The organism is Brevundimonas sp. 'scallop' (assembly GCF_011045535.1).
In the GTDB taxonomy this organism is placed as follows: Bacteria; Pseudomonadota; Alphaproteobacteria; order Caulobacterales; family Caulobacteraceae; genus Brevundimonas; species Brevundimonas vesicularis.
Genome location: NZ_CP039382.1, coordinates 2,393,871 through 2,418,471, shown reverse-complemented (window position 1 = coordinate 2,418,471; position 24,601 = coordinate 2,393,871). Strand labels below are relative to the sequence as shown.

Annotated in this window: 17 protein-coding genes and 1 riboswitch; of the genes, 8 read left to right on the top strand and 9 right to left on the bottom strand. The window is 65.5% G+C overall.

Annotated features, from left to right (window positions below; translation table 11 throughout):
- Nucleotides 1-18 precede the first annotated feature (18 nt).
- The 4 genes from E4341_RS15765 to E4341_RS12065 all read right to left on the bottom strand — a co-directional run bounded on the left by E4341_RS15765 (nt 19) and on the right by E4341_RS12065 (nt 3,713).
- The gene (locus E4341_RS15765) at nt 19-549 is read right to left on the bottom strand and encodes a hydantoinase/oxoprolinase N-terminal domain-containing protein (protein ID WP_370458450.1); all 531 of its coding nucleotides are present in this window, start codon (nt 547-549) and stop codon (nt 19-21) included.
- A 298-nt stretch (nt 550-847) separates the two neighbouring features.
- Complete coding sequence (locus E4341_RS12075; RefSeq protein WP_240893541.1) at nt 848-1,639, bottom strand: acyl-CoA thioesterase; 792 nt, start codon at nt 1,637-1,639, stop codon at nt 848-850.
- A complete protein-coding gene (locus E4341_RS12070; RefSeq protein WP_165117557.1) occupies nt 1,636-2,697 on the bottom strand; it encodes a methionine synthase in 1,062 nt (353 codons plus the stop codon). The genes E4341_RS12075 and E4341_RS12070 overlap by 4 nt, the downstream gene beginning before the upstream one ends.
- A 29-nt stretch (nt 2,698-2,726) precedes the next feature.
- On the bottom strand, nt 2,727-3,713 hold the full coding sequence (locus tag E4341_RS12065) for a DUF1852 domain-containing protein (RefSeq protein ID WP_165117555.1): 987 nt from the start codon (nt 3,711-3,713) through the stop codon (nt 2,727-2,729).
- Between the two features lie 107 nt (nt 3,714-3,820).
- Nucleotides 3,821-4,029, bottom strand: a riboswitch (cobalamin riboswitch).
- A 505-nt stretch (nt 4,030-4,534) separates the two neighbouring features.
- Here E4341_RS12065 and E4341_RS12060 point away from each other — a divergent pair.
- The 5 genes from E4341_RS12060 to E4341_RS12040 all read left to right on the top strand — a co-directional run bounded on the left by E4341_RS12060 (nt 4,535) and on the right by E4341_RS12040 (nt 12,092).
- The gene (locus tag E4341_RS12060) at nt 4,535-4,759 is read left to right on the top strand and encodes a hypothetical protein (RefSeq protein WP_240893540.1); all 225 of its coding nucleotides are present in this window, start codon (nt 4,535-4,537) and stop codon (nt 4,757-4,759) included.
- Nucleotides 4,760-4,946: 187 nt separating this feature from the next.
- A complete protein-coding gene (locus tag E4341_RS12055) occupies nt 4,947-8,252 on the top strand; it encodes a DEAD/DEAH box helicase (RefSeq protein WP_165117551.1) in 3,306 nt (1,101 codons plus the stop codon).
- A gap of 137 nt (nt 8,253-8,389) precedes the next feature.
- Nucleotides 8,390-9,748 (top strand): alpha/beta hydrolase, encoded by a 1,359-nt coding sequence (locus tag E4341_RS12050; protein WP_165117549.1) that lies wholly within the window; start codon nt 8,390-8,392, stop codon nt 9,746-9,748.
- The gene (locus E4341_RS12045; RefSeq protein ID WP_165117547.1) at nt 9,745-11,289 is read left to right on the top strand and encodes a GMC family oxidoreductase; all 1,545 of its coding nucleotides are present in this window, start codon (nt 9,745-9,747) and stop codon (nt 11,287-11,289) included. Before E4341_RS12050 ends, E4341_RS12045 begins: the two co-directional genes overlap by 4 nt.
- Nucleotides 11,289-12,092 (top strand): SDR family NAD(P)-dependent oxidoreductase, encoded by an 804-nt coding sequence (locus tag E4341_RS12040; RefSeq protein WP_165117545.1) that lies wholly within the window; start codon nt 11,289-11,291, stop codon nt 12,090-12,092. Before E4341_RS12045 ends, E4341_RS12040 begins: the two co-directional genes overlap by 1 nt.
- 59 nt (nt 12,093-12,151) lie before the next feature.
- On the opposite strand, the gene E4341_RS12035 is transcribed toward E4341_RS12040, so the two are convergent.
- Genes E4341_RS12035 through E4341_RS12025 form a run of 3 tightly spaced genes read right to left on the bottom strand, consistent with a single transcriptional unit; the run spans nt 12,152 to nt 15,871 of the window.
- Nucleotides 12,152-13,045 (bottom strand): SDR family oxidoreductase, encoded by an 894-nt coding sequence (locus E4341_RS12035; protein ID WP_091745758.1) that lies wholly within the window; start codon nt 13,043-13,045, stop codon nt 12,152-12,154.
- Nucleotides 13,038-14,885: a glycoside hydrolase family 15 protein gene (locus E4341_RS12030; protein WP_165117543.1), complete on the bottom strand. Its 1,848-nt coding sequence runs from the start codon at nt 14,883-14,885 to the stop codon at nt 13,038-13,040. Before E4341_RS12030 ends, E4341_RS12035 begins: the two co-directional genes overlap by 8 nt.
- A complete protein-coding gene (locus E4341_RS12025) occupies nt 14,882-15,871 on the bottom strand; it encodes an SDR family oxidoreductase (RefSeq protein WP_165117541.1) in 990 nt (329 codons plus the stop codon). The genes E4341_RS12030 and E4341_RS12025 overlap by 4 nt, the downstream gene beginning before the upstream one ends.
- A 296-nt stretch (nt 15,872-16,167) precedes the next feature.
- On the opposite strand from E4341_RS12025, the gene E4341_RS12020 reads away from it, so the two are divergent.
- From E4341_RS12020 to E4341_RS12010, 3 genes are read left to right on the top strand one after another with little or no spacing between them, the layout of a single operon-like run.
- Nucleotides 16,168-17,691 (top strand): TolC family protein, encoded by a 1,524-nt coding sequence (locus tag E4341_RS12020; protein WP_165117539.1) that lies wholly within the window; start codon nt 16,168-16,170, stop codon nt 17,689-17,691.
- Nucleotides 17,688-18,749: an HlyD family secretion protein gene (locus tag E4341_RS12015; protein WP_240893539.1), complete on the top strand. Its 1,062-nt coding sequence runs from the start codon at nt 17,688-17,690 to the stop codon at nt 18,747-18,749. The genes E4341_RS12020 and E4341_RS12015 overlap by 4 nt, the downstream gene beginning before the upstream one ends.
- Nucleotides 18,734-21,061: an ABC transporter permease gene (locus tag E4341_RS12010; RefSeq protein ID WP_240893538.1), complete on the top strand. Its 2,328-nt coding sequence runs from the start codon at nt 18,734-18,736 to the stop codon at nt 21,059-21,061. The genes E4341_RS12015 and E4341_RS12010 overlap by 16 nt, the downstream gene beginning before the upstream one ends.
- 30 nt (nt 21,062-21,091) lie before the next feature.
- On the opposite strand, the gene E4341_RS12005 is transcribed toward E4341_RS12010, so the two are convergent.
- Nucleotides 21,092-23,566, bottom strand: a complete 2,475-nt coding sequence (locus E4341_RS12005) for a TonB-dependent receptor (protein ID WP_165117537.1) — start codon at nt 23,564-23,566, stop codon at nt 21,092-21,094.
- Nucleotides 23,553-24,509 carry a FecR domain-containing protein gene (locus E4341_RS12000; RefSeq protein ID WP_165117535.1) on the bottom strand — a complete coding sequence of 319 codons (957 nt, stop codon included), beginning with the start codon at nt 24,507-24,509 and terminating at the stop codon, nt 23,553-23,555. The genes E4341_RS12005 and E4341_RS12000 overlap by 14 nt, the downstream gene beginning before the upstream one ends.
- Nucleotides 24,510-24,601 lie beyond the last annotated feature (92 nt).

Sequence of the window (24,601 nt, the reverse complement as noted above, 5' to 3'; positions counted from 1 at the left end):
GATTTTCGCCAGCAGCGTCTAGTGGTCGGTGAACCGCCAGCCGTGGACCAAAACGATGGCGACGGCGCGCAGTCCCGCCGCATGGGCCGCCGTCAGGTCGGCGCGCGCCCGGTCTTCATCCAGCGGCCAGTCGATCTGGCCGTCCGCCGTCACACGTTCGTCGATCTCGACCACCCGGTCATACAGTTGGTCGTTCAGCACGATCTCGCGCACGAACAGTTCGGGGCGCGCCTGCCACCCGATCCGGAGGGCGTCGCCGAAGCCAGAGGTGATGGCCAAGAGCGTCGGTTCGCCCTTGCGCTCCAGAAGCGCATTGGTCGCCACAGTCGTGCCCATCCGCACGTCCCCGACCAGACCGGCCGGCAACGGGCCGCTCTGCACGCCCAGACTCCGCCGAATGCCCTCCACGGCCGCATCGGCATAGTGCTCGGGATTGACCGACAGCAGCTTGCGCGTCTGCAGCGTGCCGTCGGGGGCGCGGGCCACGACATCGGTGAAGGTGCCGCCCCGGTCGATCCAGAACTGCCAGAGCGCGTTCGATTTTATCATGGTCCGAACTTTAAGTCGGTGCTGTCAGCTAAGCCAGCCCAGCCCATGGCGCGTCCGACTTGCGCGGATCTTGATCCTTTCTCCTCTCTTCACAGCATCGAGCTCGCCGTTATTGCAGTCGGAGGTCAGCGCGTGATCAGATGCCGCCGAACATGGGGTGTCGCATTTGGAAAAACGGATGCTGGAACGGTCAGGACGGTCGTTTCACGAGGCTATCGCAGCCCGCGCTACGTTCGTTTGGATCCCCAAATTCGCCTCGATGTCGATTACTTGGACCTAAGCTGGGTTTGCTTCTTGCCTACCCAAGACCACCATCTATCGCACCCAAGCCTCCATCTGAAGTCCGCCTGCCTTTGATTGCCTTCGGCCTGCCCGCCGCATCGACCGCCACCATGACGAACTCCGCTGTGGCGGAGCGTCGCCTTTCTCCTGTCAGGAGGCGTTCGGCCCACAGTTGCACCTCGACCGAGAGGGCGCTTCGCCCGACCATCTTCACGCGCGAGGCCAGTTCGACCATGTCGCCGCCGTCGATTGGGGCCTTGAAGTCGATGCGGTTGGTCGCGGCCATGACCATGACTTCGCGCGCATGGCGGGTCGCCGTGACGAAGGCCGCCTTGCCCATGAGCCTGAGCGCGTCGCCGCCGAACAGGGTGCCGTAGTGGTTGGTCGTGCCGGGAAAGACCATCTCTGCGGTCCTCAGCCAGCCGTCGTCCGCCTCGCCTGCCTCATCGAGAGGCGACAAGGGATGGGCATCGCCCGCCGGCCTCAGTGCGACCATGTTGAAGGCTCCGCGCGTGCACAGGCGGCGCTCGCCGCTCAGCAGGCTCTCGGCGTGTAGTTCGACTTCGACGCCTAGGGACGAGCGCCCGATCCGAACGACGCGGCCGACCGCCTCGACCATCTCGCCGATCCGGGCCGGAGCCGCGAAATCGATCCGCTCGCATCCGGCCGTGACCACGGCCCGTCGCGCGTGACGGCTCGCGGCCAGAAAGGCGACCTTGTCGAGGTGGGCCAGACCAACCCCGCCGAACAGGGTGCCATGGTGGTTGGCGTCGCCGGGGAACACCATGTCGATCAGGCGCACCCTCACGACTCGCACCTCTCCATGCCGTAGTAGAGGTCGCGGGACAGTTCCTCGCGCACGATCTCGGCGCCGGCGCTCAAGGCGCGCAGCTTGCCGTTGGCGACCCGGCGCGACAGGGGCGCCATGCCGCAGTTGGTGGCCGGATAGAGTTTGTCGGCGTCCACGAACTGAAGCGCCTTTCGCAGGGTGTCGGCCACCTCTTCGGGCGTCTCGATCGTGTCGGTTGCGACATCGATGGCGCCGACCATCACCTTCTTGCCCCGGATCAGTTCGATCAGATCCATCGGCACGAGCGCGTTCTGGGCTTCGAGCGAAATGATGTCGATGCTGGAGGTCCGAAGCTTGGGAAAGGCCTCTTCGTACTGCCGCCATTCCGAGCCGAGAGTCTTCTTCCAGTCGGTGTTGGCCTTGATGCCGTAGCCGTAGCAGATGTGGACCGCCGTTTCGCACCTCAGTCCCTCTGCCGCCTTTTCCAGGGTCGCCACGCCCCAGTCGTTCACCTCGTCGAAGAAGACGTTGAAGGCGGGCTCGTCGAACTGGACGATGTCGACGCCGGCGGCCTCCAGCTCGCGGGCCTCCTCATTGAGGATTTTGGCGAACTCCCAGGCCAGTTTTTCGCGGCTGCCGTAATGGTCGTCATACAGGGTGTCGATCATCGTCATCGGCCCGGGCAACGCCCATTTGATCGGCTGGTCGGTCTGGGCGCGCAGGAACTTGGCGTCCTCGACGAAGACCGATTCCGGACGGCTGACGGCGCCCACGACCACCGGGACGCTGGCGTCATAGCGATTGCGGATTCGCATGGTCTTGCGGTTCTCGAAGTCGACGCCGTCCAGGTGTTCGATGAAGGTCGTGACGAAATGCTGGCGGGTCTGTTCGCCGTCGCTGACGATGTCGACGCCGGCCCGGCGCTGATCATCGAGCGACAGGCGCAGGGCGTCCTGCTTGGCCTCAATCAGGTCGTCGCCCTGCAGCTTCCAGGGCGACCAGAGCGTCTCGGGCTCGGCCAGCCAGACGGGTTTGGGCAGGCTGCCGGCGGTCGAGGTCGGGAGAAGGGTTTTCATGAGAGGAGACTCTGAAATCTGGAAACTGATCAGGCGGCGGCGAAGGCGGCCGACCATTGGTCGAGACGGGCGCGGTGCGGCTTGATGAACCGCTCCTCGACGAAACGGCCCTGCTCGACGGCCAGCCGACTGCGCTCGTCGCGGTCGTAGACGATGCGGGTCAGCGAATAGTCCTGCGCCTTCAGGCTGGGCTGATACACCTCGGTCGCCGGGGAGTTGGCGTTGTAAATCTCGGGCCGATAGATCTTCTGGAAGGTCTCCATCGTGGCGATGGTGCTGGCCAGTTCGAGGTCGGTGTAGCCGCCGGTCAGGTCGCCGATATGGTACAGGGCGAACGGCGCCACGCTGCCCGGTGGCATGAAGTAGCGAACCTTCATCCCCATCTTCTCAAAATACCGGTCGGTCGGCGAGAAGGCGTCGTTGGCGTATTCCAGGCCCAACACGGGATGGTCGAAGCCGGTGCGATGATAGGTCTTGTTGCTTGAGACGCTGAGGCAGATGACCGGCGCCTTGGCGAAGTTGTCGCGATAGGCGCGCGACGCCAGAAAGTGCCGGAACAGCTTGCCGTGCAGATCGCCGAAGTCGTCCGGCACGCCGCTGTTCGGGTGCGCCTTCAGGTGTTCGGGCAGGACTACGCTGAAGTCGTAGTCACGGACGTAGGAAGAGAAGTTGTTCCCCACGATCCCGTCAATGCGCTCGCCGGTCTGTTTGTCGATGATGGTCGTCTGGAGGATTTCGATCAGCGGAAAGGCGTCGTCGCGCTCCGAGCCAAGGCTCATCTCGACCGTGACGATCTGAAGCTCCAGCGCATAGCGATCGCCCCTCGGATTGTCGTGGTGGGCCAAGGAGTTGAAGCGATTGTCGATCATCCGCAGAGTATTGCGCAGATTGTCCCGTCGGCTGTCGCCTCGCGCAAGGTTGGCGAAATTGGTGGTGATCCGCGTCTTCTCGGCGGGACGATAGTCTTCGTCGAGCGCAGTCCGCTTTATCCTGAAGGTGAAGTCGCTGCTCGCCATGGTCTCTGCCGTTGATGCTGTGGCGAGACAGCGGACAGGGGCGCGCGACCGCTCGCGCGCAGTCGTCCCGTCGCGGCGTTCATGCGACCTGACCGGACACCCCGCCGGAGGACGTTATCTGTCGGGGCAGGTCTCCTGGCTCACGGGTCACGGCTTCGGGCCCGGCCTTCCCAACGTCCGAAGACGTCAGTGACACGAAATGGACCTTCGGCTCGCCGCTCACAGTTGCGGGGGCAGCGCCGGCATCACACCGGCTTCCCTCTTAGCTCCGCATCGCCGGGAGGCGACGCGCAGAACCTCGACCTGTTCATGAGGCGCGCACCCGGCGCCGAAGTCAAGAAACACATAAGGATATCCTTATGGCTTCTGTCGGCTTCTACCATCGCTCATGCTGTTCAGCTTTCCGGGGTCATGGCTGCACGAGCCCAGCAAACAGTGAACAGCATCTCTTTTGATCTCGGTCTGCCACAGACGCCGCGGGAATTTCGTCGTCCGACAATACTGAGGCTGCGCGAAGGCACGGGCGAAGCGCACGAGTTGCTAGCTTATGCGCTGATAACGATAACGAATCCTCGACGGTTTGTTGGAGATTAGGCGCCTTAATTCGAGGAGGTTCTGTCAAGCCCGCAGATCGCGCTAGCTCAATCACTTAGGGGCTTGAACCCTCTGGGCGGCGCCCATCGGGCGCGCTGCGCATTGTCCCGACGATGAAGAAGCCTTTCCGATACCCTACGACTCCAGACGTCCGCTACTTCGTGGTGCGAGGCCGGCTTTGGCGATGCGCCAATCCTGCCTTGTCGGCTGCGGCGAGGGACGAACTGGTGCATGATCTGATGTCGGCGCGCCGGGCGGTGCGGACGGCCTTGGCGGCTAAGGATTCAGATGCCCTGGCCGCATCGCGGCGGAGCGTGGACAAGGCCAAGGTGGGACTGGGCGAGCGGGGGGCCGTGTGGTGGAGCGACGACTCACCGGATGTCAATGGGCGCATGGTGCGAAACACTCCGTATGCGGACTGGTTCGCCGGTTCGTCCGAGACGCGCGAATGATGACAGCATTCCATCGTTTTGTTGTGGGTTAGGCCATGCGTACGATACGGCCACGGCCGAAATAGCCGCCGCACAAAGAGATCCTGCGACCTGCTTTTTTAGGGCGGTTCCGTCGCGCTGACGGCTGAAACGACCGGGGGGTACCAGACCGGGCGCAACTCTCGGCCGGCCTTGGGGTTGAGCCAGGATGAAATCGTCACCTGCCGACACCGATCTTTCCGCCACGGGCCAACAGGTCCTCGTTGGAGGGCCAGCGCCCGAGCAGGACGACGGCAAGCGTTGGAAGATGCCGGCGGCGGCTGTGGCGGCCGGACTTGCCGAGATGAAAACAAAGCGATCGCAGGCGGTGGTGTTCATAGCCACCAGCGAACGCCGCGCCGATGAGATTGCGGCGGCGCTCTCACCGATGGTGAAGGACGCCGAGGTGATGGTTCTGCCGCCCTGGGACTGCCTGCCCTACGACCGCGCCGCGCCTTCGCGAGAAAGCATGGGGCGGCGGATGGCCGTCTTAGCCGCCCTGAACGAAGCCAGCGCAAGGCCTGTGTTCTTGGTCGCCTCGCCCGATGCGATCGTGCAACGGACGCCGTCGCGCGAACGGATCAAGGCCCGCTTGTCGCTAGCGGCGGGCGAAGCGCTGGATCGCGAAGCCTTGGAGTCGTTTCTGAAAGATTCGGGCTATGCGGCGGATGAGCGGGTCGATGAACCTGGCGAGTACGCTCTGCTTGGCGCGGTGGTCGACGTCTTCCCGCCCGCGTCTGCCACGCCTTATCGCATCGCCCTGGATGAGGCGGACCGGATCATCGAGATCCACGCCTTCGATCCCGTATCGCAACGCCGGGGCGCCGAGATTGAGACGATCTGTCTGACCCCGGCGGCTGAGTGGAGTGACCGGTCTTCCGAGGATGACGAGGCCGATCATCAGGATACGGGCCCGTCGATCGATGTTGAGACGTCGACGACCCTGTTTGATTTCCTCGACGAGCCGATGATCCTGACCGACGTGGGCGTCGAGGACCGGTTCGAACGCATTCGCGCGCATGTGGCCGAAGCCTATGACACGCGCCTGCGGTTCAGCGAGGGCGCGCGTCCTCCGAAACCCGGCAGCCTCTATTTGACGGAAAAGGACGTTCGGCAGGCGTTGAAAGGCGCCAAACCCCTGAGCGTCGAGGGTTGGGCGCCGACGCCGGCCTTTGCGCTGGAGAAGTCGCCGGGGCGGGCCCTGAAACAGTTCGTTGCTGAGCGGCGCGAGGCGGGCGATCGCATCGTCCTGACGGGATTGCCTCATGAGCACAGGATCATTCTGCGCCTGCTGCGCCGACACGGTATCGATGCGCCCGTGGTGCTGGAGAGCTGGAGCGCGATCGCGACTCTGCAGCACGGGCAGATCGCCGTCGTAACCGCCGATCTGGACACAGGCTTCCGACAGGCGGCCGCCGGTCTAGTCGTCCTGACGCCCTCGGACATTTTCGGCGGCCGGATCGCGCGAGGATCCGGCGATACGATCGATGCGTTCGGAGAGACTGAACTGCGGCTGGACGATGTGGTCATCCATGAAGACCACGGTCTGGGCGTCCTGAAGGCGTTGGAGCGGTTCGCTGCCGATGGTGTGGAGCGCGACGTTCTGCGCATCGAATATCATGGCGGTGGGACCATTCTCGCGCCGATCGAGGAGTTTAGCAAAATCTGGCGTTATGGCTCGGAGCCAGACGCGGTGTCGCTGGATCGGCTGAATACACAGGGATGGCTGAAGCGTCGCGCCAAGGTCAGCACGCAGATCGACGAGGCCGCAGCGGCCTTGTCCGCCCGGGCCGAAGCGCGCGCAGCGCTGAGGACCGAGCCGATCGCCGCGCCGCGTCAGGCGCTGGCCCGGTTCGCCGCCGGGTTCGCCTTCCCCGAAACGGCCGATCAGGCGCGCGCCATCGAGGCGGTCCTGTCGGACCTGGGATCCGGCAAGCCCATGAACCGGCTCGTCTGCGGTGATGTCGGTTTCGGCAAGACCGAGGTCGCCCTGCGCGCTGCGGCGGCCGTGGCCCTTGCCGGCAAACAGGTCATCGTCGTCGCCCCGACCACCGTCCTGGCGCGTCAGCATTTCGAGGTCTTCAAGAGACGGTTCAAGGATACTGACATTCAAATCGGCCACCTGTCGCGCGCCGCAGACAGCGCGGAGGCGCGGGCGGTCAAGGCAGGGCTGGCGGACGGCTCCATGCGCGTCGTGGTGGGCACGCAGGCGCTGGCGTCGAAAGGGTTAGCGTTTTCCAGTCTTGGGCTTGTCATCATCGATGAGGAACACCGCTTCGGCGCGCAGATGAAATCTGCCTTGGCAGAGAAGGCGCCGCATCTGTTGTCGATGTCGGCCACCCCCATCCCGAGGACTCTTCAAAGCGCCATGGTCGGCATTCAGGACGTCAGCCTGATCGCCAGTCCGCCTGCGCGACGTCGGCCAATCCGAACCTTCATGAGCCCGTTCGACGCCGGGGCGGTTCGCCTGTCGCTGATGCGCGAGAAGGCGCGGGGAGGGCAGAGTTTCGTGGTCGTGCCGCGGATCGAGGATATGGAACCCTTGGCGGAACGCCTGAAGACCCTGACGCCCGAGCTGTCGGTGGTCTCGGCGCACGGTGACATGTCCCCATCCGCGATCGACGAGATTATGAGCCGGTTCTCCGACGGCGAGGGGGACGTGCTTTTGGCCACGAACATCATCGAGACCGGCCTGGATGTGCCGAGCGCCAATACGATGTTGATCTGGCGGCCGGACCGGTTCGGCCTGGCGCAGTTGCATCAGCTGCGGGGGCGTGTCGGCCGGGGGCGGCGACAGGGGTTCACCTATCTGCTTTCCGATCCCGAAGCGCCGATGGCGGCGGCGACGGAGGCCCGACTGCAGACGCTGGAGGCGCTGGACCGACTGGGGGCGGGCTTCGCGATCAGCGGGCGCGATCTGGACCTGCGCGGCGGCGGCGATCTGGTGGGCGAGGAACAGGCCGGGCATGTCAGGCTGATCGGCTCGGCCCTTTACCAGGCCGTCCTGGCTCGGGCGCTCGCGGCTGCAAAAGGCGATCCCGATCCAGACAAGGTCTCTCCCAATCTGAACGTCGGCGCGACAGGGCATCTGCCGGCGGACTACATTCCCGACGAAACCGTGCGCATCAATCTGTACGCCCGGTTGGCGCGCGCGGCCACGGCGGAAGATGTCGACGCCCTGCGAGATGAAGCCGAAGATCGGTTCGGTCCCTTACCTGACCTAGCAGAGGATCTGTTCACCGGCCGCCGCCTGGCGGCGCTCGCCCGTGATGCCGGCGTCACGGAAATCGTATCGGGACCGAAGGCGACGGCGTTGCGGATCGCAGCGGCGCGTCGGCCCGGCATGGAAGCGTCCTTGCCGTTGCGCGATGATCGACGCTGGTCCGAGGATCGCATGATCGTCGATGCCGCCAACGATCAACCGCACGACACGGCCTTCATCGAGAAGCTTCTGACCGAATTGGCGGCGGCCTGAGGACAGGGCGTGTTCGAGCCGGTTTCGACGTCCGGTATCTGTTTTGTTGGGAGCAATTCCGCCGCTGGCGCGCTGATCGACGACCGCCGACCGATCACGGCGGAGCCTCGCGTCTTCGCTTTCTAAAAAGCCCCTGCATGCCCACAGACACCCGCCTTACTGTCGTCTTCCTTCATTCCCTGGGCTCGAGCCGCCACGATTGGGACGCGGTGATCGACCGGCTTGGCGATGAGGTGGTGACCGTCGCGATCGATCTTCCAGGGTTCGGGGACAGGGCGGGGGAAGGCTATGGCGATGTCCAAGTCGTGCTCGACGACCTGATCCGCCGCCTTACCGATCTCCATCTCCCGCGCTGGATCCTTGTCGGCCATAGCATGGGCGGCAAGTTTGCGACCTTAATCGCCGCGCGGGCGCGTGACGGGGCGGCGGGCTTGAGCGGGTTGCTGGGCGTGGTGCTGGTCGCCGGATCGCCACCCTCGCCGGAGCCGATGGACGAGAACAGGCGCGCGGATATGCTGACCTGGTTCGACGATTCGGCGAGGATCGAGGATCGGGGGCGCCAGTTCATCGACGCCAATACCGCCGCCGGTCTGCCGCAAGCCGCCTTCGATCAGGCGCTGGCCGATTTCACCCGAACCAGCCCCGACGCCTGGCGCGGATGGCTGGCCGAAGGATCGCGCGAGGACTGGTCCGATCAAGTCGCCGTCCTGCCTTTCCCCGCCCTGATCATCGCCGGCGCAGAGGATGGCGATCTGGGCGAGGGGGCGCAGCGGCGTTTCAACGCCCCCCACTATCGCGCGGCTGACGTGGTGGTCGTGTCGGATGCGGCGCACCTGATCCCTCAGGAACAGCCAGACCGTCTCGCCGGCCTGGTTCTGGAGTTCGTCGAGAAGCTCGGTTCATCTGCGCTGCCTCCACCCTTCGTGGATCTGATGGCGTCCGATCGCGTGTCGGATCGGACGCGACGCGCAATGCTGGATCGTCACTTCGGTCCCACCCAAGCCGAGGGCGGCGTCCTGAACCCGTCCCAGAGCGCCGTCCTGTCGGCGATGATCGCGCGCATTCTGTCTGATGCAGGCGATCCGGATGATCTGACGCGGCGTCTGGATGTGGGGCTCGCCAGCGGACAGGGCGACGGGTGGCGGTTCGCCGATCTTCCCTCGGACGCCGAGGCCTGGCGACGCGGGCTGGATGAGATCGCCGCCACGGCGCCGGAGTTCGCAACCCTGGCCCCCGATCGCCAAGACCACATCCTGCGAACCATTTCACAGGGCGAATGGCCCGAGCCGGGCCGGCTTTCGGCGCACGCCATGAGGCTGTGGTTCGAGGACGTCGTGTCCGAGGCCGCGCGCCTGTGGATGTCGCTGCCGGCCACCTGGGCTCAGATCGGTTACGACGGCTTCGCCACGGGCGGCGAAGGCCGGTTTCAGGGCTACGATCAGACGGCGGCGGACCACACCGAACCTTGGCGTCTGCCGATGGAGGGCGTGGGTTGAGCGCGCCTGCAAGGACGGCCGGCGAAACCGATGTCGTCATCATCGGCAGCGGGGCCGGCGGTGCTCCGATCGCGGCCAGGCTGGCGAAGGCCGGGCTTTCGGTCACGGTGTTGGAGGCAGGGCGGGCTTTCGATCCGGCGGAGCATACGCCCGACGAAACGACGGCCGATCTCTATTGGATGGAGGAGCGCCTGAGCGGAGGGCGCGACCCAACCGCCCTTGGGGCCAACAACTCCGGCCAGGGCGTCGGCGGCTCGCTCCTGCACTGGGGCGCCTTTTGCCCACGACCCGATCCCCGTGATCTGACGCTGGCCTCGGAGACGGGTCGCGGGCGGGACTGGCCGTTCGGCTGGGACGAACTGAAATCCTATGTCGAGACCGTAGAGACGGTGATCGGGGTCTCAGGCCCGGCCGACTATCCGTGGGGCGGGCGACAGTTCGCCTATCCGCCTGTCCCGCGCAACGCCCCGGCGGATGCGATGGCCCGTGGCGCGACGGCCGTCGGGCTGACCGTTACGGATGCGCCGGCAGCCGTTCTGTCCCGCGATCGCGAGGCGGGGGCGACGCCCCACCGCATGGCCTGCGTCAACTGCGGCGCCTGCCATCAGGGATGCAGAACCGGCGCCAAGGGCGGCGCGGACAACAGCTTTCTGCCGATGGCCGCAGCCAATGGCGCCATGATCATCGCCAACGCTCGGGCCATAGGCGTGGAGCGTGACGCCAGCGGGCGGATCAAGTCGGTGATCTATCGTCGCGACGGGCAGGATCATCGACTGAACTGTCGAGCGCTGTTCCTTTGTGCGGGCGGTGTCGAGACGCCGCGCCTGCTGCTGAACTGGGAACTAGGCAACGCCGGCGGCGAGGTCGGCCGCAACTTCATGACGCATGTGGCGACCCAGGTCTGGGGGCGGTTCGACGCCGACATGTCGATGAACCGCGGCTATCCGTCTTCCCTGATCAGCGAAGACATGGTGCGTCCGTCGGACGCGAACTTCGCCGGCGGCTATCTAATCCAAAGCCTTGGCGTCATGCCGGTCACCCTGGCGGGTGGGTTCGCGCGCGGCGCCGGCCTGTGGGGCGCGCCGCTGGTCGATACGCTGCGCAACTATCGCCGGCTCGCCGGGATCGGCATCAATGGAGAGTGTCTGCCGGACGACGACAACCGCCTGACCCTGTCCGATGAGGTCGACGCCGTCGGGCTGCGCAAGGCGCGGATCGACTTCAGCTATGGCGAGAACGAGCGGCAGCTGGACGCCCATGCCCGGCGCGTGATGACGGAGCTTTGGACGGCAGCGGGCGCCGAGGACATCTTCGCGGTGGCCCGGTCGGCGCACACCATCGGCGGCTGCCGGATGGGAGACAAGGCGGACGGGGCGGTCGTCGATGGCGACGGGTGCAGCGTCGAGATCGACAATCTGTACGTCTGCGACAACTCCGTCTTCCCCAGCGCGCTTTCGGCCAACCCGGCCTTGACCCTCATGGCCGTCGCTCTGCGCACGGCCGATCGCTTCCTCGAACGTCAACGAACAGGAGATTTGTGATGGACCTCGGGATCAAGGGGCGTATCGCCCTCATTTCCGGCGCCGATTCCGGCATGGGCAAGGAGACGGCGCGGCTGCTGCTGGAAGCCGGCGTACGGGTCGCCCTGACCGACAAGCCGGACGGCACGCTGGATGAAGCCGTCCAGGAGCTTTCCGCCTTGGGCGAATGCATCGGCGTGACCGGCGACGTGACCAAGGCCGACGATGTCGAAAGACTGTGGTCGGAGGTCCGAGACCGCATGGGCGATCCGGACATCTATGTGAACGCAGCGGGCGTGACCGGCGCGACCGGCGATTTCCTGGATGTCGATGACGCCGGTTGGCTGGAGACGCTCGACATCAATCTGATGGGCGCGGTGAGGATGTGCCGCCAGGCCATTCCGGCCATGCGGCGTTCGGGCTGGGGCCGCATCGTCCTGTTCGCTTCGGAAGATGCGGTCCAGCCCTACGTCGATGAACTGGCCTATTGCGCCTCGAAAGCTGGCATTCTCAGCCTGGCGAAGGGTCTGTCCAAGGCCTACGGCTGCGACAATGTGCTGGTGAACACGGTCTCGCCCGCCTTCATCGCCACCCCGATGACCGACGCCATGATGAAGAAGCGCGCCGAGGAACGCGGCGAAACTTTCGAGGATGCGATCAAGAGCTTCCTGAAAGAAGAACGCCCCGGCATGACCCTGGATCGCCGAGGTAAGGCTGAAGAGGTCGCGGCTGCCGTCGCCTTCCTGTGTTCTGAACGCGCCAGCTTTATCAACGGCGCGGGCATCCGGGTGGATTCCGGCTCCGTCGCCACCATCGCCGGCTAGTCGCCCGGCAGAACGAGAGAGACCGGCGGTGGGACGATCCCGCCGCCGGTTTTTTCTTGTCAGGCGACGCCCATGCCGCCGGTGACGCCGAAAACTTCGCCCGTGATGTAGCTGCCTTCCTGCGAGGCCAGCAGCACATAGACCGGGGCGATCTCGACAGGCTGGCCCGGACGACCCAGCGGCACCTGCTCGCCGAACTTCATCACGGCTTCCTGCGGCTGTCCGCCGGACGACTGCAGCGGCGTCCAGAAGGGGCCGGGCGCCACGACATTGGCGCGTATGCCCTTTTCGATCAGCTGCTTGGACAGGGCCTTCGTATAGGCGACGATCCCGGCCTTGGTGGTGGCGTAGTCCAGCAGGATGGCGGAAGGCTCATAGGCCTGGATCGAGGCGGTGGTGATGACCGAGGCGCCAGCCGGCAGATGCGGGACGGCCGCCTGGGCGATCCAGTGCATGGCATAGAGGTTGGTCTTCAAGGTCTTGTCGAAGTCTTCCGACGTCACCTGAGAGATGTCCTCGCGATACTGTTGGCGGCCGGCGTTGATGACCAGGATGTCCAGTCCGCCCAGCTCCGACACGGCCTGTTCAACCATCTGCCGGCACCAGTTTTCATCGGTGATGTCGCCGGGAAGGTCGATGGCCTTGCGGCCCTCAGCCTCGATCAGGGCGATGACTTCGGCGGCGTCCTTACGCTCGGACGGCAGATAGGACAGCGCCACATCGGCGCCTTCCCGGGCGTAGGCGATGGCGGCCGCCCGGCCGATGCCGCTGTCTGCGCCGGTGATCAGGGCCTTGCGTCCTTTCAGCTTGCCGGAACCCTGATAGCTGTCCTCGCCATGATCGGGTTTGGGGTCCATCTCGCGCGCTTCTCCGGGCACGGGCTGCGGTTGGCGCGGGAAGGGCGGCTTTGGATATTGCTCGCGCGGATCCTGAAGGGTCAGGCGATCAGTCATGGAACGTCTCCGTTTCGGGCTGGGGGGAAGAGGTCTGCGCCTTGCCGACGGCGGTCAGGGCGGTCAGATGCGCGAGGTGGCTGAGCCCCTGCGGCATGTTGCCGAGGTAGGCCCCGGTGTCCGGGTCGATCATCTCGGTCAGCATGCCCCAACGGCCGCTGAGGGCTTCGCGCAGGGCGTCGATGCGGGCGCGCGCCTTGTCCGCTTCGCCTAGCGTCGCCCAGGCTTCGGCGATCCAGAAGGAACAGGCGATGAAACAGCCTTCCTCGTCCTGCATGCCGGAATAGCGATAGTGGAAGACGCCGGCGCCGAGATGGCGGTCGAGCGCCTCAAGGGTTGCGCGTAGCCGCTCTTCGCCATCGAACCGGAACCGCACGGCCAAGGCCAGGGCGGCGTCCAGCTTGTCGCTGCCCGGATACATGACGAAGGCCTGAAGGCTGTCGGACCAGCAATGCGTCTCGACCCAGTCGAAAATCCGGTCGCGCTCGCGCCGCCAGCGATCCCGGCACGTCGTCGGCAGTTGTCCCGCGTCGGCCAGCTCGACCGCACGGGCCAAGGCCTGCCAGCAGCTGATCTTGGACATGGTGTAGTACTGCTGATCCTCCAGCTCCCACATGCCCGCGTCCGGCTGTCTCCAGGCGTCGGCGCACTGGTCCGCCAGTTCCGACAACTGCTGGGCGCTGGCGCTGTCGAGGATGTTGCCGCAGCCGACGAAACGTGAGGCGGTCTCAAAGATGTCGCCGAACACGCCGTGCTGCGCCTGGTCGGCGGCCCGGTTTCCGGTGACCACAGGACGCGAGCCTTTATAGCCCGGCATGTCCCAGTGCGTTTCCGGCGGCACGAATGCGCCGTCCAGGCTGTAGCAGACCTTGGCGCCATGGCGCTTCAGCTGCATCAGCAGCCAGCTGAAAGCGGCCTTGGCCTCCGCCTGCGCGCCGGCCGCCAAAAAGGCTTCGATCGTATAGCCGGCGTCGCGCAGCCAGGCGTAGCGATAGTCCCAGTTCTTGTCGCCGCCCAGACGCTCGGGCAGGGACGTCGTGGCCGCCGCGGCGATGGCGCCCGACGGGGAGTACAGCAGCAACTTCAACGCCAGGGCGCTGCGGATGAAGTCGTCGCGATACAGGCCGGGGCAGTTCAGGCGCGCCGCCCAGTCCCGCCATTCCTGATCCGACAGGTCGATGCGGGCGTCGATCTCTTCGATGGAGGGTACGACCAGCGGCTCGTCCCGCCCGGCGACGATGGCCACCGTGCGCCGCTCGCCTGCGCCGACCACAATGGTTCCGACAATGCCTTCATCGGACCATTCGCATGAGATGCGCGGATCGTGGACGAACAGGCCGAGCACCCGCTCGACGTGGAAGACCGTGTGTTCGCCGATCTTGGAATGATACGGATTGGCCGTGTCGCCCCGACGGCCCAGACGCATGTGCAGGGCGAAGGTCACTTCGCCCACGAGGCCATCGATACGGCGGGCCAGTTCGCACCAGGGCAAACGACCGGCCGTGCCGCTGTTAAGGCTCTCGGTCAGGCGCGCGCGTCCGCTGGCGGTGGTGAACTCCGTCTCCAGCACATTGCTGTCGGGGCGATAGCGGCGGGTCGCCATGAAGGCCTCGGTCGGCGTGATCGAAAACCGGCCGCCCGCCGGATCCAGCAGCCGGTCGAAAAGGGGCGGCGCATCGATCGCCGGGACGCACCACCAATCGATGCCGCCATCCAGCGCTGACAGGGCCACCGTCCGGCCCTCGCCCAGAACGCCATAGTCTTCGAGGGCGACGTATCCGTCGGGACGGAGTGCTTGCGACGAGCGCGCCGGATGGGGCGTGAAGGTCGTCTCGGTCATCGTTTGGGCGATCCGATCGCAAGGCCAGCCGTTACGGCAAGGCCCGCGAGCACGCCGACCGCCGCGACCTTGAGCGCCGCGATCTGGCGGCTGGACACGAAACCGATCAACGGTCTGATCACCCGTTCGGTGTCCGGGCCGTCGATCGCCGCCGGACCGTCTTCGGGTTGATCGAGATTGCCGAGACGCGGCAGTTGCGGGTCGCCCTGTTGTGCCGCGATCATCTTGGCGGCCTGGCGATCCGCCAGCGCCGGTGCGAACTGTTGCGCCAGCGCCATCAGCCATGTCGTGCGACCCACGAAGACCTTGCGGCTGGGCCGCTCCACGGCCGACCAGACGGCGTCTGCACACAGGCGGGGATCGAACAGAGGATCTGGAATGACCTGCGCCCGGTCTGTCCGGTTGCGTGACCACAAAGGCTGGGGCGTGTTGACGGCCGGCAGATAGACGGTGGTCAGGGTGACGTTGGAGGATGAGGCGATCAGTTCGGCCCGAATGGCCTCCGTGAACCCGTCGACGGCCGCCTTGGCGCCGCAGTAGGCGGCCTGCAGCGGGGCAGGGCGCAGCGCCAATCCCGAGGAAATCTGGATCACCGCCCCTTTGTCCGCCGGCCGCATGACCCGAAGCGCCGCGCGCGTTCCGTAGACCTGAGACAGATAGGTCGTCTCGACGACGCGTCGGTAGTCGGCGTCGGTCAGATCTTCATCGCGCCCGATGACCGTGGACATGGCGTTGTTGACCCAGACATCGATGCCGCCGAAAGCGTCCATGACATCGCGGCCCGCCTGCTCGACGAAGGCCGGATCGGACACATCACCCGCCATGCCGATCACTCTGCCGCCCGAACGATTCAGCTGTTCGACGGCGTTGAAAAGCCGCTCAGCCTGTCTGGCGATAACCACGACCTGCCATCCGGCTTGGGCGAACCGCTCGGCGATCGCGAGACCGATGCCGGCGCTGGCGCCTGTGACGACGATGACCGGCATGGCGATCCTTCTGATTTCGATTGCGGAATGACGTTCGCGGTTGCGGCCGAAGGGGAGGAGGCTCTGACAACGACACGTCCGGAGGAAGGTTGCCGTCTTTCCGGCGGCCGACGCTTAAGTCGCTAGTCAGCATTTTGATGCTGGCGCAAAGCTTCGCCCATAGAGATGGACGGGCACGAGCATGCAGGACGGCGGCAAAGACTGTGCAACGTCATTCGCTGTCGTGCGGTGCGGAGCCGCTGGACCAAGCGGCTTAGCTTCGGATAGTTTCTCTCTGCTGAAGGCGGGGTGAAACGATGCGTGCAGCTTGGATCGGTTCGGTTGCTGTCGGCATTTTGGCCGGAACAGCGCCGAACGCCCTTGCGGCGGTCTCCCAAGTCCAGGCCGCGCCCCAGGAGGCGGCCCAGGGCGACGCTATAGTCGCTCTGACCTATGCGGCTGCTCAGCAACGTGTTCGCTCCAACTCCAGTCTCGGTCGCGCTGCGGGCTATGGGATGCAGGCCGCCAGGGCCCAGGCGGATGTGGCTGCCGGGCTAAATCGGCCAACCGTAGCGCTCGATGCTCAGTTGATCCGTTATCGCAAGACATTCGATCTCTCGCTGGGCGACACGCTGGACCGCGCACAGGCCGAGCTCGGCGCCGCCATTCCCGGGCTCATCGCGGACTTGCCCGGTGTGCCGGGTGACGTGTTGCAGAGTGTCGGTCAGCGGCTGGAAGCGGCGCTTCCGGAAATTTTCGCCGCCTTGCCGCAAGACGTCCGACTGCAGGTCAATGACACGACCTTTCGCCCCACGGTGACGGCGTTTCAACCGATCTATACCGGCGGTGCGATTCCAGCTCTCCGACGAGCGGCGGCGGCCAATGTGGATCTGGCGCAGGCGAAGCAGCAGGAAGCTATCAGTCTGGAGGACGTAAATCTGGCGCGGGCTTATTTTGGCCAGGTGCTGGCAGCCGAAGCGCTGAAGATCGCACACGAGACCCGTGACGGCTTTGATCTGCATTTGCGCAATGCTCGACTGTTGGAATCGCAAGGCGTGCTCAGCCACGCCCAGACGCTTCAGGTCGAAGTGGCCCGCGATGCGGCGCAGCGGCAGGTCAACAGGGCCGAACTGGAGCACGACAACGCCGTGGCGTCCCTCGCCAGGGTTGTTGACACCAATGGCGCCGTCGTTCCAACCACGCCCCTATTCGTAAACCGTGACCCAATCGGTCCAGCCGGCGTTTTTCTTGACCAGGCAAGTCAGTCGAATGCTCGCCTTGCGCAGGCTCAAGCCGGGCGCGATCTTGCCGAGGCGGGTGCCGATCTTGCGGCGTCACGAATGAAGCCGTCCGTCTATGCATTTGGAACCTACAATCTGAATCCAGACGACGCTCTGCCGACCGAGCCGGATTGGGCGGTCGGGGTCGGCGCCCGCTACACTCTGATAGCGACGGTGGATCGACGACGCATGCTGGGCGCAGCGCGCGCTCAGGCCTCGGCTGCTGCGGAGGTGGAACGACAGGCCCGAGACGACGCCCGATTGCTGGTCACGCGAGCCTATAATCAGGCGGAGTTGGCGCGCCGTCAGTTTCTGAGCATGGACAGCAGCCTGGAGGCCGCCAGCGAGAATCTTAGAGTTCAGGAGGTTGGGTTCCGTGAAGGCGAGGCCACAGCCGCCTCCGTCGTGGACGCCCGCAATCTTCTGGGGGCCGCGCGTTTGCAACGCGCAGCAGCAGCTTACGAATATGATCTCAGCCTGGCCGCCTTGCTGGCGGCGTCGGGAAGCGATCTGACCTTGAACGACTATCTGCAACGCGAAGACCGGATAAGCGCGCCATGAGCGAGACGCCTCCCTTTGCCGATGCCTCGACAAACGGTGCGCCGACCATCGCGGCCAGTCGTACGTCTGCACGGCGACGTATTCTGCCTGTGATCGTGGGCGTCGGCCTCGTGCTGCTGATCGGCTTCATCATCGTGGGCCTCTTCCTCGCGGCCCGTCCTGTAAGGGATCAGGTTCAGGGCATGGTCGAGGCGGAGACCTTCACTGTTGCGACCAAGGTGCCTAGTCGCGTGGAGCGCTACCTCGCGTCAGAGGGCGATCAGGTGAAGGCAGGTCAAGAGTTGGCTCTGATGAGCAGCCCGGAGGTTGCAGCAAAGGACGCTCAGGCCCGCGCCTTGCTCCAGTCGAGCCAAGCCATTCAGTCAATGAGCCGCGAAGGCGCTCGGCGCGAAGATGTGCAGTCGGTCGAGTCCATCTGGCGCGCCGCCCAGGCGACGGCTCGTTTGGCGGACCAAACTGCGCGGCGGGCGGAGAACCTGTTCGCCGAAGGCGTGATTTCCGCCCAGCGCCGTGACGAAGCCGTGGCCGCTCGCGCTGCTACAGCCTCGCAGACCGAAGCCGCCCGTCAGCAGTACCTGAAGGCATTGGCAGGGACACGGCCACAGGAAAAATCTGTTGCCGACGCCAATGTGCAAGGCGCGCAGGCCGCCGTCGCTGAGGTCCAAAGCCTGCAAGGCGAGACACGACTGCTCGCTCCAAATGACGGCGAGGTTGCGGAGCGTTTCGCCAATGTCGGCGAGCTCGTGCTTACGGGCGTGCCAGTCTTCACAATCGTGGACATCGGCGACCCGTGGGTTACGTTCAGTGTGCGCGAGGATCAGTTTCGCGATCTGAAAATCGGCGCGATCGTGCGTGGCGACGTGCCCGCACTCGGCCTCGCTGACGTGGCCTTCCGGATCACCGCCATCAATCCTCAGGGCGAGTTCGCCACCTGGCGCTCAACCCGGCAGTCCAGCGGCTATGACGTGCGAAGTTTTCAGGTCAAGGCCAAGCCTGTTCGACCTGTCAGCGGCCTGAGGCCTGGCATGAGCGTGCTGTTCGATTGGTCCGCACGGTGAGACGCCTCGCGGCCGTCTTCGTATCGGCCGTTCGGGACGAGGCGCGTGTCCTGATGACCCGACGGTGGGATGCGTTCGTCGCCTTTGGCCTGCCGCTGATCCTGCTGATGGTCATCGCGGCGATGCTGGCCCCTGGAGTGATCCGTCAGGCCCCGGTCGCCGTGGTCGATCAAGACAATTCGGCCTTCAGCCGCGCCGCTATTCGCAACATGGAGGCGAGCGCCGGTGTTCGCGTGACCCATGCTCCGGCGACGATGACGGAGGCCATGGCCTTGATGCGACGGGGCGAGATTTACAGCGTCGCTCATTTTCCAGCAGATTTTTCGGACGGGGCGTTTCGTCGGCCGGAACAGGTGACCGTGTCGTTTAATGGCGCCTTCCAGACGGTCGGCGCCTTGTCGGCCTTGGGGCAGAGCGCGGCCATCGCATCAGCGGCCGGCCAGCAGTTGCAAGAACGCGCGCGCCAGAGAGGATTGCCCGAAACCGCATTGCAACTCCCCGCTGTCCAGGTGTCGATCGTCGGCAATCCGCAGCTCAGCTTCGAGTTTTTTCTCGGCGGACTCCTGGCGCCGGGGGTCCTTCATCTGCTGGCGGCTTGTTCCGCGGTGTTGGCGGTTGGTCGGCAAATGCAGGGCGGCTCCTTCAAACGCTTCGAGGCCGAGACGGGCGGCTTCACGACGACAGCTCTGATCGGGCGACTCATTCCGCACTTCGTGATCTTCAGCCTGTGGGGGTTGGCCTGGATCGCTTGGCTCAGCGGCGTCCGGGGCTGGGGTGTAGCAGGCTCGCTCCCTCTTCTGATCCTTGGCATACTCGCCTTGATGGCGGTGAGCGTTGTCTTGTCGGCTTTTCTGGTCGCCGCGCTTGGCGAGGTGGATATGGCGTTCTCGGCCACCGCCATCTATGCGGGTGCGGCTATCGCCTTTTCCAATGGCACTCTCCCGCTGGACCATGGGCCGCGCTTCGCCCGGATCTGGAGCGATATCCTTCCCTATACGCACTATCTGCGGCTACAGACCGGCCAGCTAGTCACGAGTGCGACTTCCGCATCGGCATGGCGAGACTTGATGATCCTGAGCGGCGTCGCCGTCGTTGGTTTTCTTCTAATGGCGCTTTTCATCCGAGTACGAGCGCGTCTTGTCCCAAAGCCGGAGAATTTGAACTTTCCGCTCCCGCAACAGGGCGTTATCGCCGCCTTCGCCGCGACGTTCCGGAACCTGCCGCGTGCGCGGCCGGTCAGCAGTCTGCTGATCCTGGCCGTCGTCCTTTACGCCTTTTACTATCCGGCCGCCTATGCCGGACAGGCCGCGACGGGACTGCCCATCGCCATAGCGACACCGACGCAGACATCGCTGACGCGCACTCTTGTCGAAGACCTGAATGCGTCGCGCGAGATCGAGGTCGCCGCCGTGATTTCATCCCCTGCTGAGGGCTTTGAACTGATGCGGCGCGGCGTGGTCGACGGGGTCGTCGTCCTGCCTAAGCGTTTTGCGGCCGATCTGTTGAGGGGGGCGCCGACGGGCGTGGCCATCTGGCTGAACGGCGGCTATCTGGTTCGTGTCACGGCTGTCGGCAGAGCCGTCGCCGCCGCAACAGCGCAGGTCGCCGAGGCGCAGTTGAAAGGGCTGCCTGATATCGCCCGCGCCGTCAGATTGGCGCCGACCCTGAAGCAGGTTTCCCTCTTCAACCCGACGGAGGGCTACGGCGGTTACGCCGTGCCGGCGGTTAGTTTGATCATCCTGCAGCAGACGCTATTGCTGGGAGCCGGCGTGATCACAGCCGTGCGTCGAGAAACCGGCGCACCTAGGCTGAAACGCAGCGCGCGCCTGGGTTTGTGGCTGGCGCTTACGGCGATTGGGACAGCCTCCAGCCTCTTCTATTTCGGTTTCGTGTTCTGGTTTCAGGACTATCCCCGCGCAGGCAATCTGATCGGCGTCCTACTGCTGGCGCCCATATTTTCAGCAGCGGTGGCCGCTGTGGGTCTGCTTCTAGGCGCGCTTTTCGATCGCCATGAGCGGGTCCTTCAGGTTCTGGTCGGCACTTCTGCGCCCTTGTTCTTCCTATCCGGTGCTGCGTGGCCCCATTTCATGATGCCTCAAGGCCTCGTTTGGCTCGCGCATATTTCACCATCCACCGCTGCTGTTCAGGCCTTTGTTCGCTTGAACGCCATGGGCGCCAGCCTTTCGGAAGTCTCAGGTTTGGCAGCTATTTTGACAGGCCTCGCCGTCGTCTATGGCGGCTTGTGGGTGGTGCGCGGCTCTCTGCGCGTGACGGCGGGAGCGTCTTCTTCGCAAAGCGCATTGGGAGATTAAGGAGCAATCGAAGCGCAGGGGTGGGTTTGGCTACCGCGGCGTCCACCTCAGCGTCAGGCCGATCGTGCGAGGACGCAAAGGCGTGATGGCCTGGGCGTCGGGGAGGCGGAAAGGGTCGCTGTAGGCGAAGGTGTTGGCTTCGGTGTCGAACAGATTGTCCACGAAGACGGTGGCGGTCCATGCCGACGCCTCGACGCCCAAGGCCAGTCTTCCCGTGCCGTAGTCGCCCATTCGATATTGCTGGCGTCCGTCGAAGGTCAGGCGCGACGCGCCGACGTAGGACAGGCCGCCGTCGGCCAAAAGTTCAAGACGCTCGCTTAGCGGACGCCGCCAGCTGAAGCCGACATTCGCAGAAGCCCGAGGCACCCCAGGCAAGCTCGCGTCGCGACGGGAATCAAACCGCGCGCTGGGCGAGGTGATGCGCGGGTCGGCGACAAGCCCGTTGGCGAACAGCTCAAGCGTCTCGGTGGGACGCCAGTTGGCCTCGACCTCGAAGCCCTTGTCGGCCCCGTCGCCGACGTTGACGACATAGGCCAGGCCGCTGGGCAGAAACTGGTCGCTCTGCACATTACGCCAGCGCGCGGCGTAGACGGCGGCGCGCAGGCGGGTGCGACCGTCCGCCGATCGGTACTTGGCCCCCAACTCGGCGTTCCACAGGCTGTCCGGCTTGTACTGGCGTGCCGGGGAATCGGACAGGCCGCTGAAGTCCTGACCGATGACGCCGGCGGTGTTGAAGCCGCCGGCGCGGTGGCCCTGGCTGATCAGTGCGGACAGGTTCAGGCGATCGCTGGGCTGCCAGGCGAGGGCGATCTTGGGCGTGATGCCGGTGGATTCACCGCGCCCATCGAAGGATCGTGATCGGGTGAACTGTCGAACCAGGGAGGTGGTGTCGTATTCAAGGGCGTAGTAGCGGGCCCCGGCGGTCAGGGTCAGGTCGTGGGGCAGGTCCAGCGACGCCTCGCCGTAGATCGCGGCCTCGTTCAGCCGGTCGCGTCGCGCCTCGGAATAGATGGCGCGAGGCTCGGGCGTCAGGGCGGACAGGACGGGATTGGTGCGTGTGGTGTTGGACGACACCAGACCGCCGGCCAGCCAACGCCAGCGACCAATATCGGGAGAGGCGAAGTTGGCCTCGCCGACGACCAGATGGATGTCCTTGCCTTCGTCCAGCGCGCCGATGCGCCAGCCCGATCCGAAGCGACGAAGGGCGCTGGAGGCGTCATAGCGGCTCTTGAAACCATGCTCGACGACCGAGATCGAGGCGTTCAGCCGGCCCCAGGCGCCGCGACCCTCGATGGAGGCCGAGCCTTGGTCGAAGCGGTTCTGATGGGGTTCGCGAACCAGATTGGCGCGCCTCAGCGGGCCGAGGCCGCGATAGACGTAGTGGGTGTCCTCGGTGACGATGGACTGGTGAACGACGCCGGCGCGCGCCGTCCAGCCGGGCGCAATCTCCAGCGCGGCGGACAGCCGGCCGCCGCGCCGCGTGCCGTCATTGACCCGTCGCAGGTTCAGTTCGACGTCGTTGATATAGCCGCTGTAGGTCTCGCCATAGAGGGCGGCGCGGATCGCGGCGCGGTCGCCGGCGATCGGCAGGTTGGCGACCAGACCATAGTCGGAGTTCCAGCCGCCGCCGTCAGTGCGCGACCGGGTCGCAGAGAGCGACAGGGATTCTTCGCCCATCGCCGGAGCTCGCGTGACGATACGCACGACGCCGCCGATGGGGCCGGTGCCGTACAGCGTGCCTTGCGGTCCGCGCAGCACCTCGACCCGGTCGATGTCGATCAGCTTCAGATCCGGGTCCGGGGCGGCGTATGTCACCGGCGTCAGGTCGAGGTACAGGCCGACCGTCGATTGGGTCAGACCGGTGAAGACGCCGTCCGATATGCCGCGCAGCAGGATCTTGTTCCGGCCGGGGCCGAGATTGGTCACCGTCATGCCGGAGACGAGGCTGTCCAGTCCCTGCATGCCCGTGACCCCAGCACGGGTGATGCGGTCGGCGCCGACCGCCGTCATTGCCGATGACGAAGACTGGATCAGTTCGGGTCGGCGCGGGGCGGTCACGACGACTTCGCTGACTTGAGCCACGTCTTCTGGCGGCGTCACATGAGCGGCCGGGCGTGGGGCGATCAGTCGAACGGGAGCGGGCGCCGCGCTCATTTGCCTGCTGATGATCACAGCGCCGTCCTGGCGGATGGCGTAGCGACATCCGCTGCCCGCCAGCAATCGTGTAAGGGCAGCGTCCAGCGACATCCGGCCGCTGATCGCGGGGCTGACGCCGGCGCACGACGTCAGGCTGCCGCCCAGCGAAACGCGGGCCTGAAGCGCCAGGTCGAGAAGGGCGTCGTCTACGGACTGGCGCGGGATGTAGATGTCGAGCAGGCGCGCATCCGCCTGCGCCGGCGAGCTCAGGGCCGTCGTAGCGAAGAGAAAGAGACTGGGAAGAAGGGCGGCGGCGTGTGGCTTGGACAGGGCGAGGCGTTGGGGCCGCCCGCCCTTAACCGGCCTCACGGGCGTTGACGCGGACTTCGCGCGTCGAGGCGTCCACGCGGACGGGGGCGAAATCCTGCAACTGCTTCAACATCACGGCCTCATCGCCAATGCGAAGGGCGCCGGTGAAACGCAGCGCCCGAGCCGATCTCGATAGCATGACCGGCTTGTCGAGATAACGCGAAAGATCGTCCGCGACATCGGTCATCGGTCGGTTGCGATAAACGAGAACGCCTTGTCGCCAAGGCGAAGTCTGGTCCGGAGACACTTGCGACAGGGCCGGGGTCTGCTCGCCGCTCTGCGCCAGCGCCTGACCGGCGACCAGTCGGACCTTGGGTGCGTTGGCGGGGGTGACGGCGACGACGCCCCGTTCGACGGCGACGGCGAAACGGTCGCCGTGGTTCAAGACGTTAAAGGCAGTGCCTAGCACCTCGACCTGATGATCGCCCGCGGCGACGATGAAAGGGTGGGCCGGGTCGTGAGCGATGTCGAAGGCGGCTTCGCCCGCAGGCAACGACACCGAGCGGTTGTCGCCGTCGAACCGGACGTCCAAGGTGGAATGGCGATTCAGATAGACGTGCGATCCATCTTCCAGCGCGACCGTCAGGGGCGCGTCGGTCGTGGCGTAGATCTGCGAGCCCGGCGTCAGCCACATGAACAGGCCGACCGCCAGCGTCACGCTAGCGGCAATGCCGATCGCCGCGCCCAGCCAGGGCGAACGCGTCTTGGCGAGGCGTGCACGCGCGGCGGCGAGGTCGATGACCGGGGCCTCTGTCAGTGCGGAGGCGGCATGGTCATCCAGATCGACCCACAGGCGCTCGACGGCGTCATAGGCGACGGCGTGGGTCGGCGACGCCTCCAGCCAGTCCTGGAATTCCAGCCAGGCGGATTCGGGCGCCTCGTCGTCACGCAGGACGACGAACCAGTGCAGCGCCTTTTCCTCGATGTCGGTTTGTGCGGTCATCCGATCCCAGCCTGGAGGAACGCCGTGCAACGCGCCTCCTGATAGCAAGACGGCGCCGCCAAGCTTTCACCTTCAGACAAATTCCCCCAGAG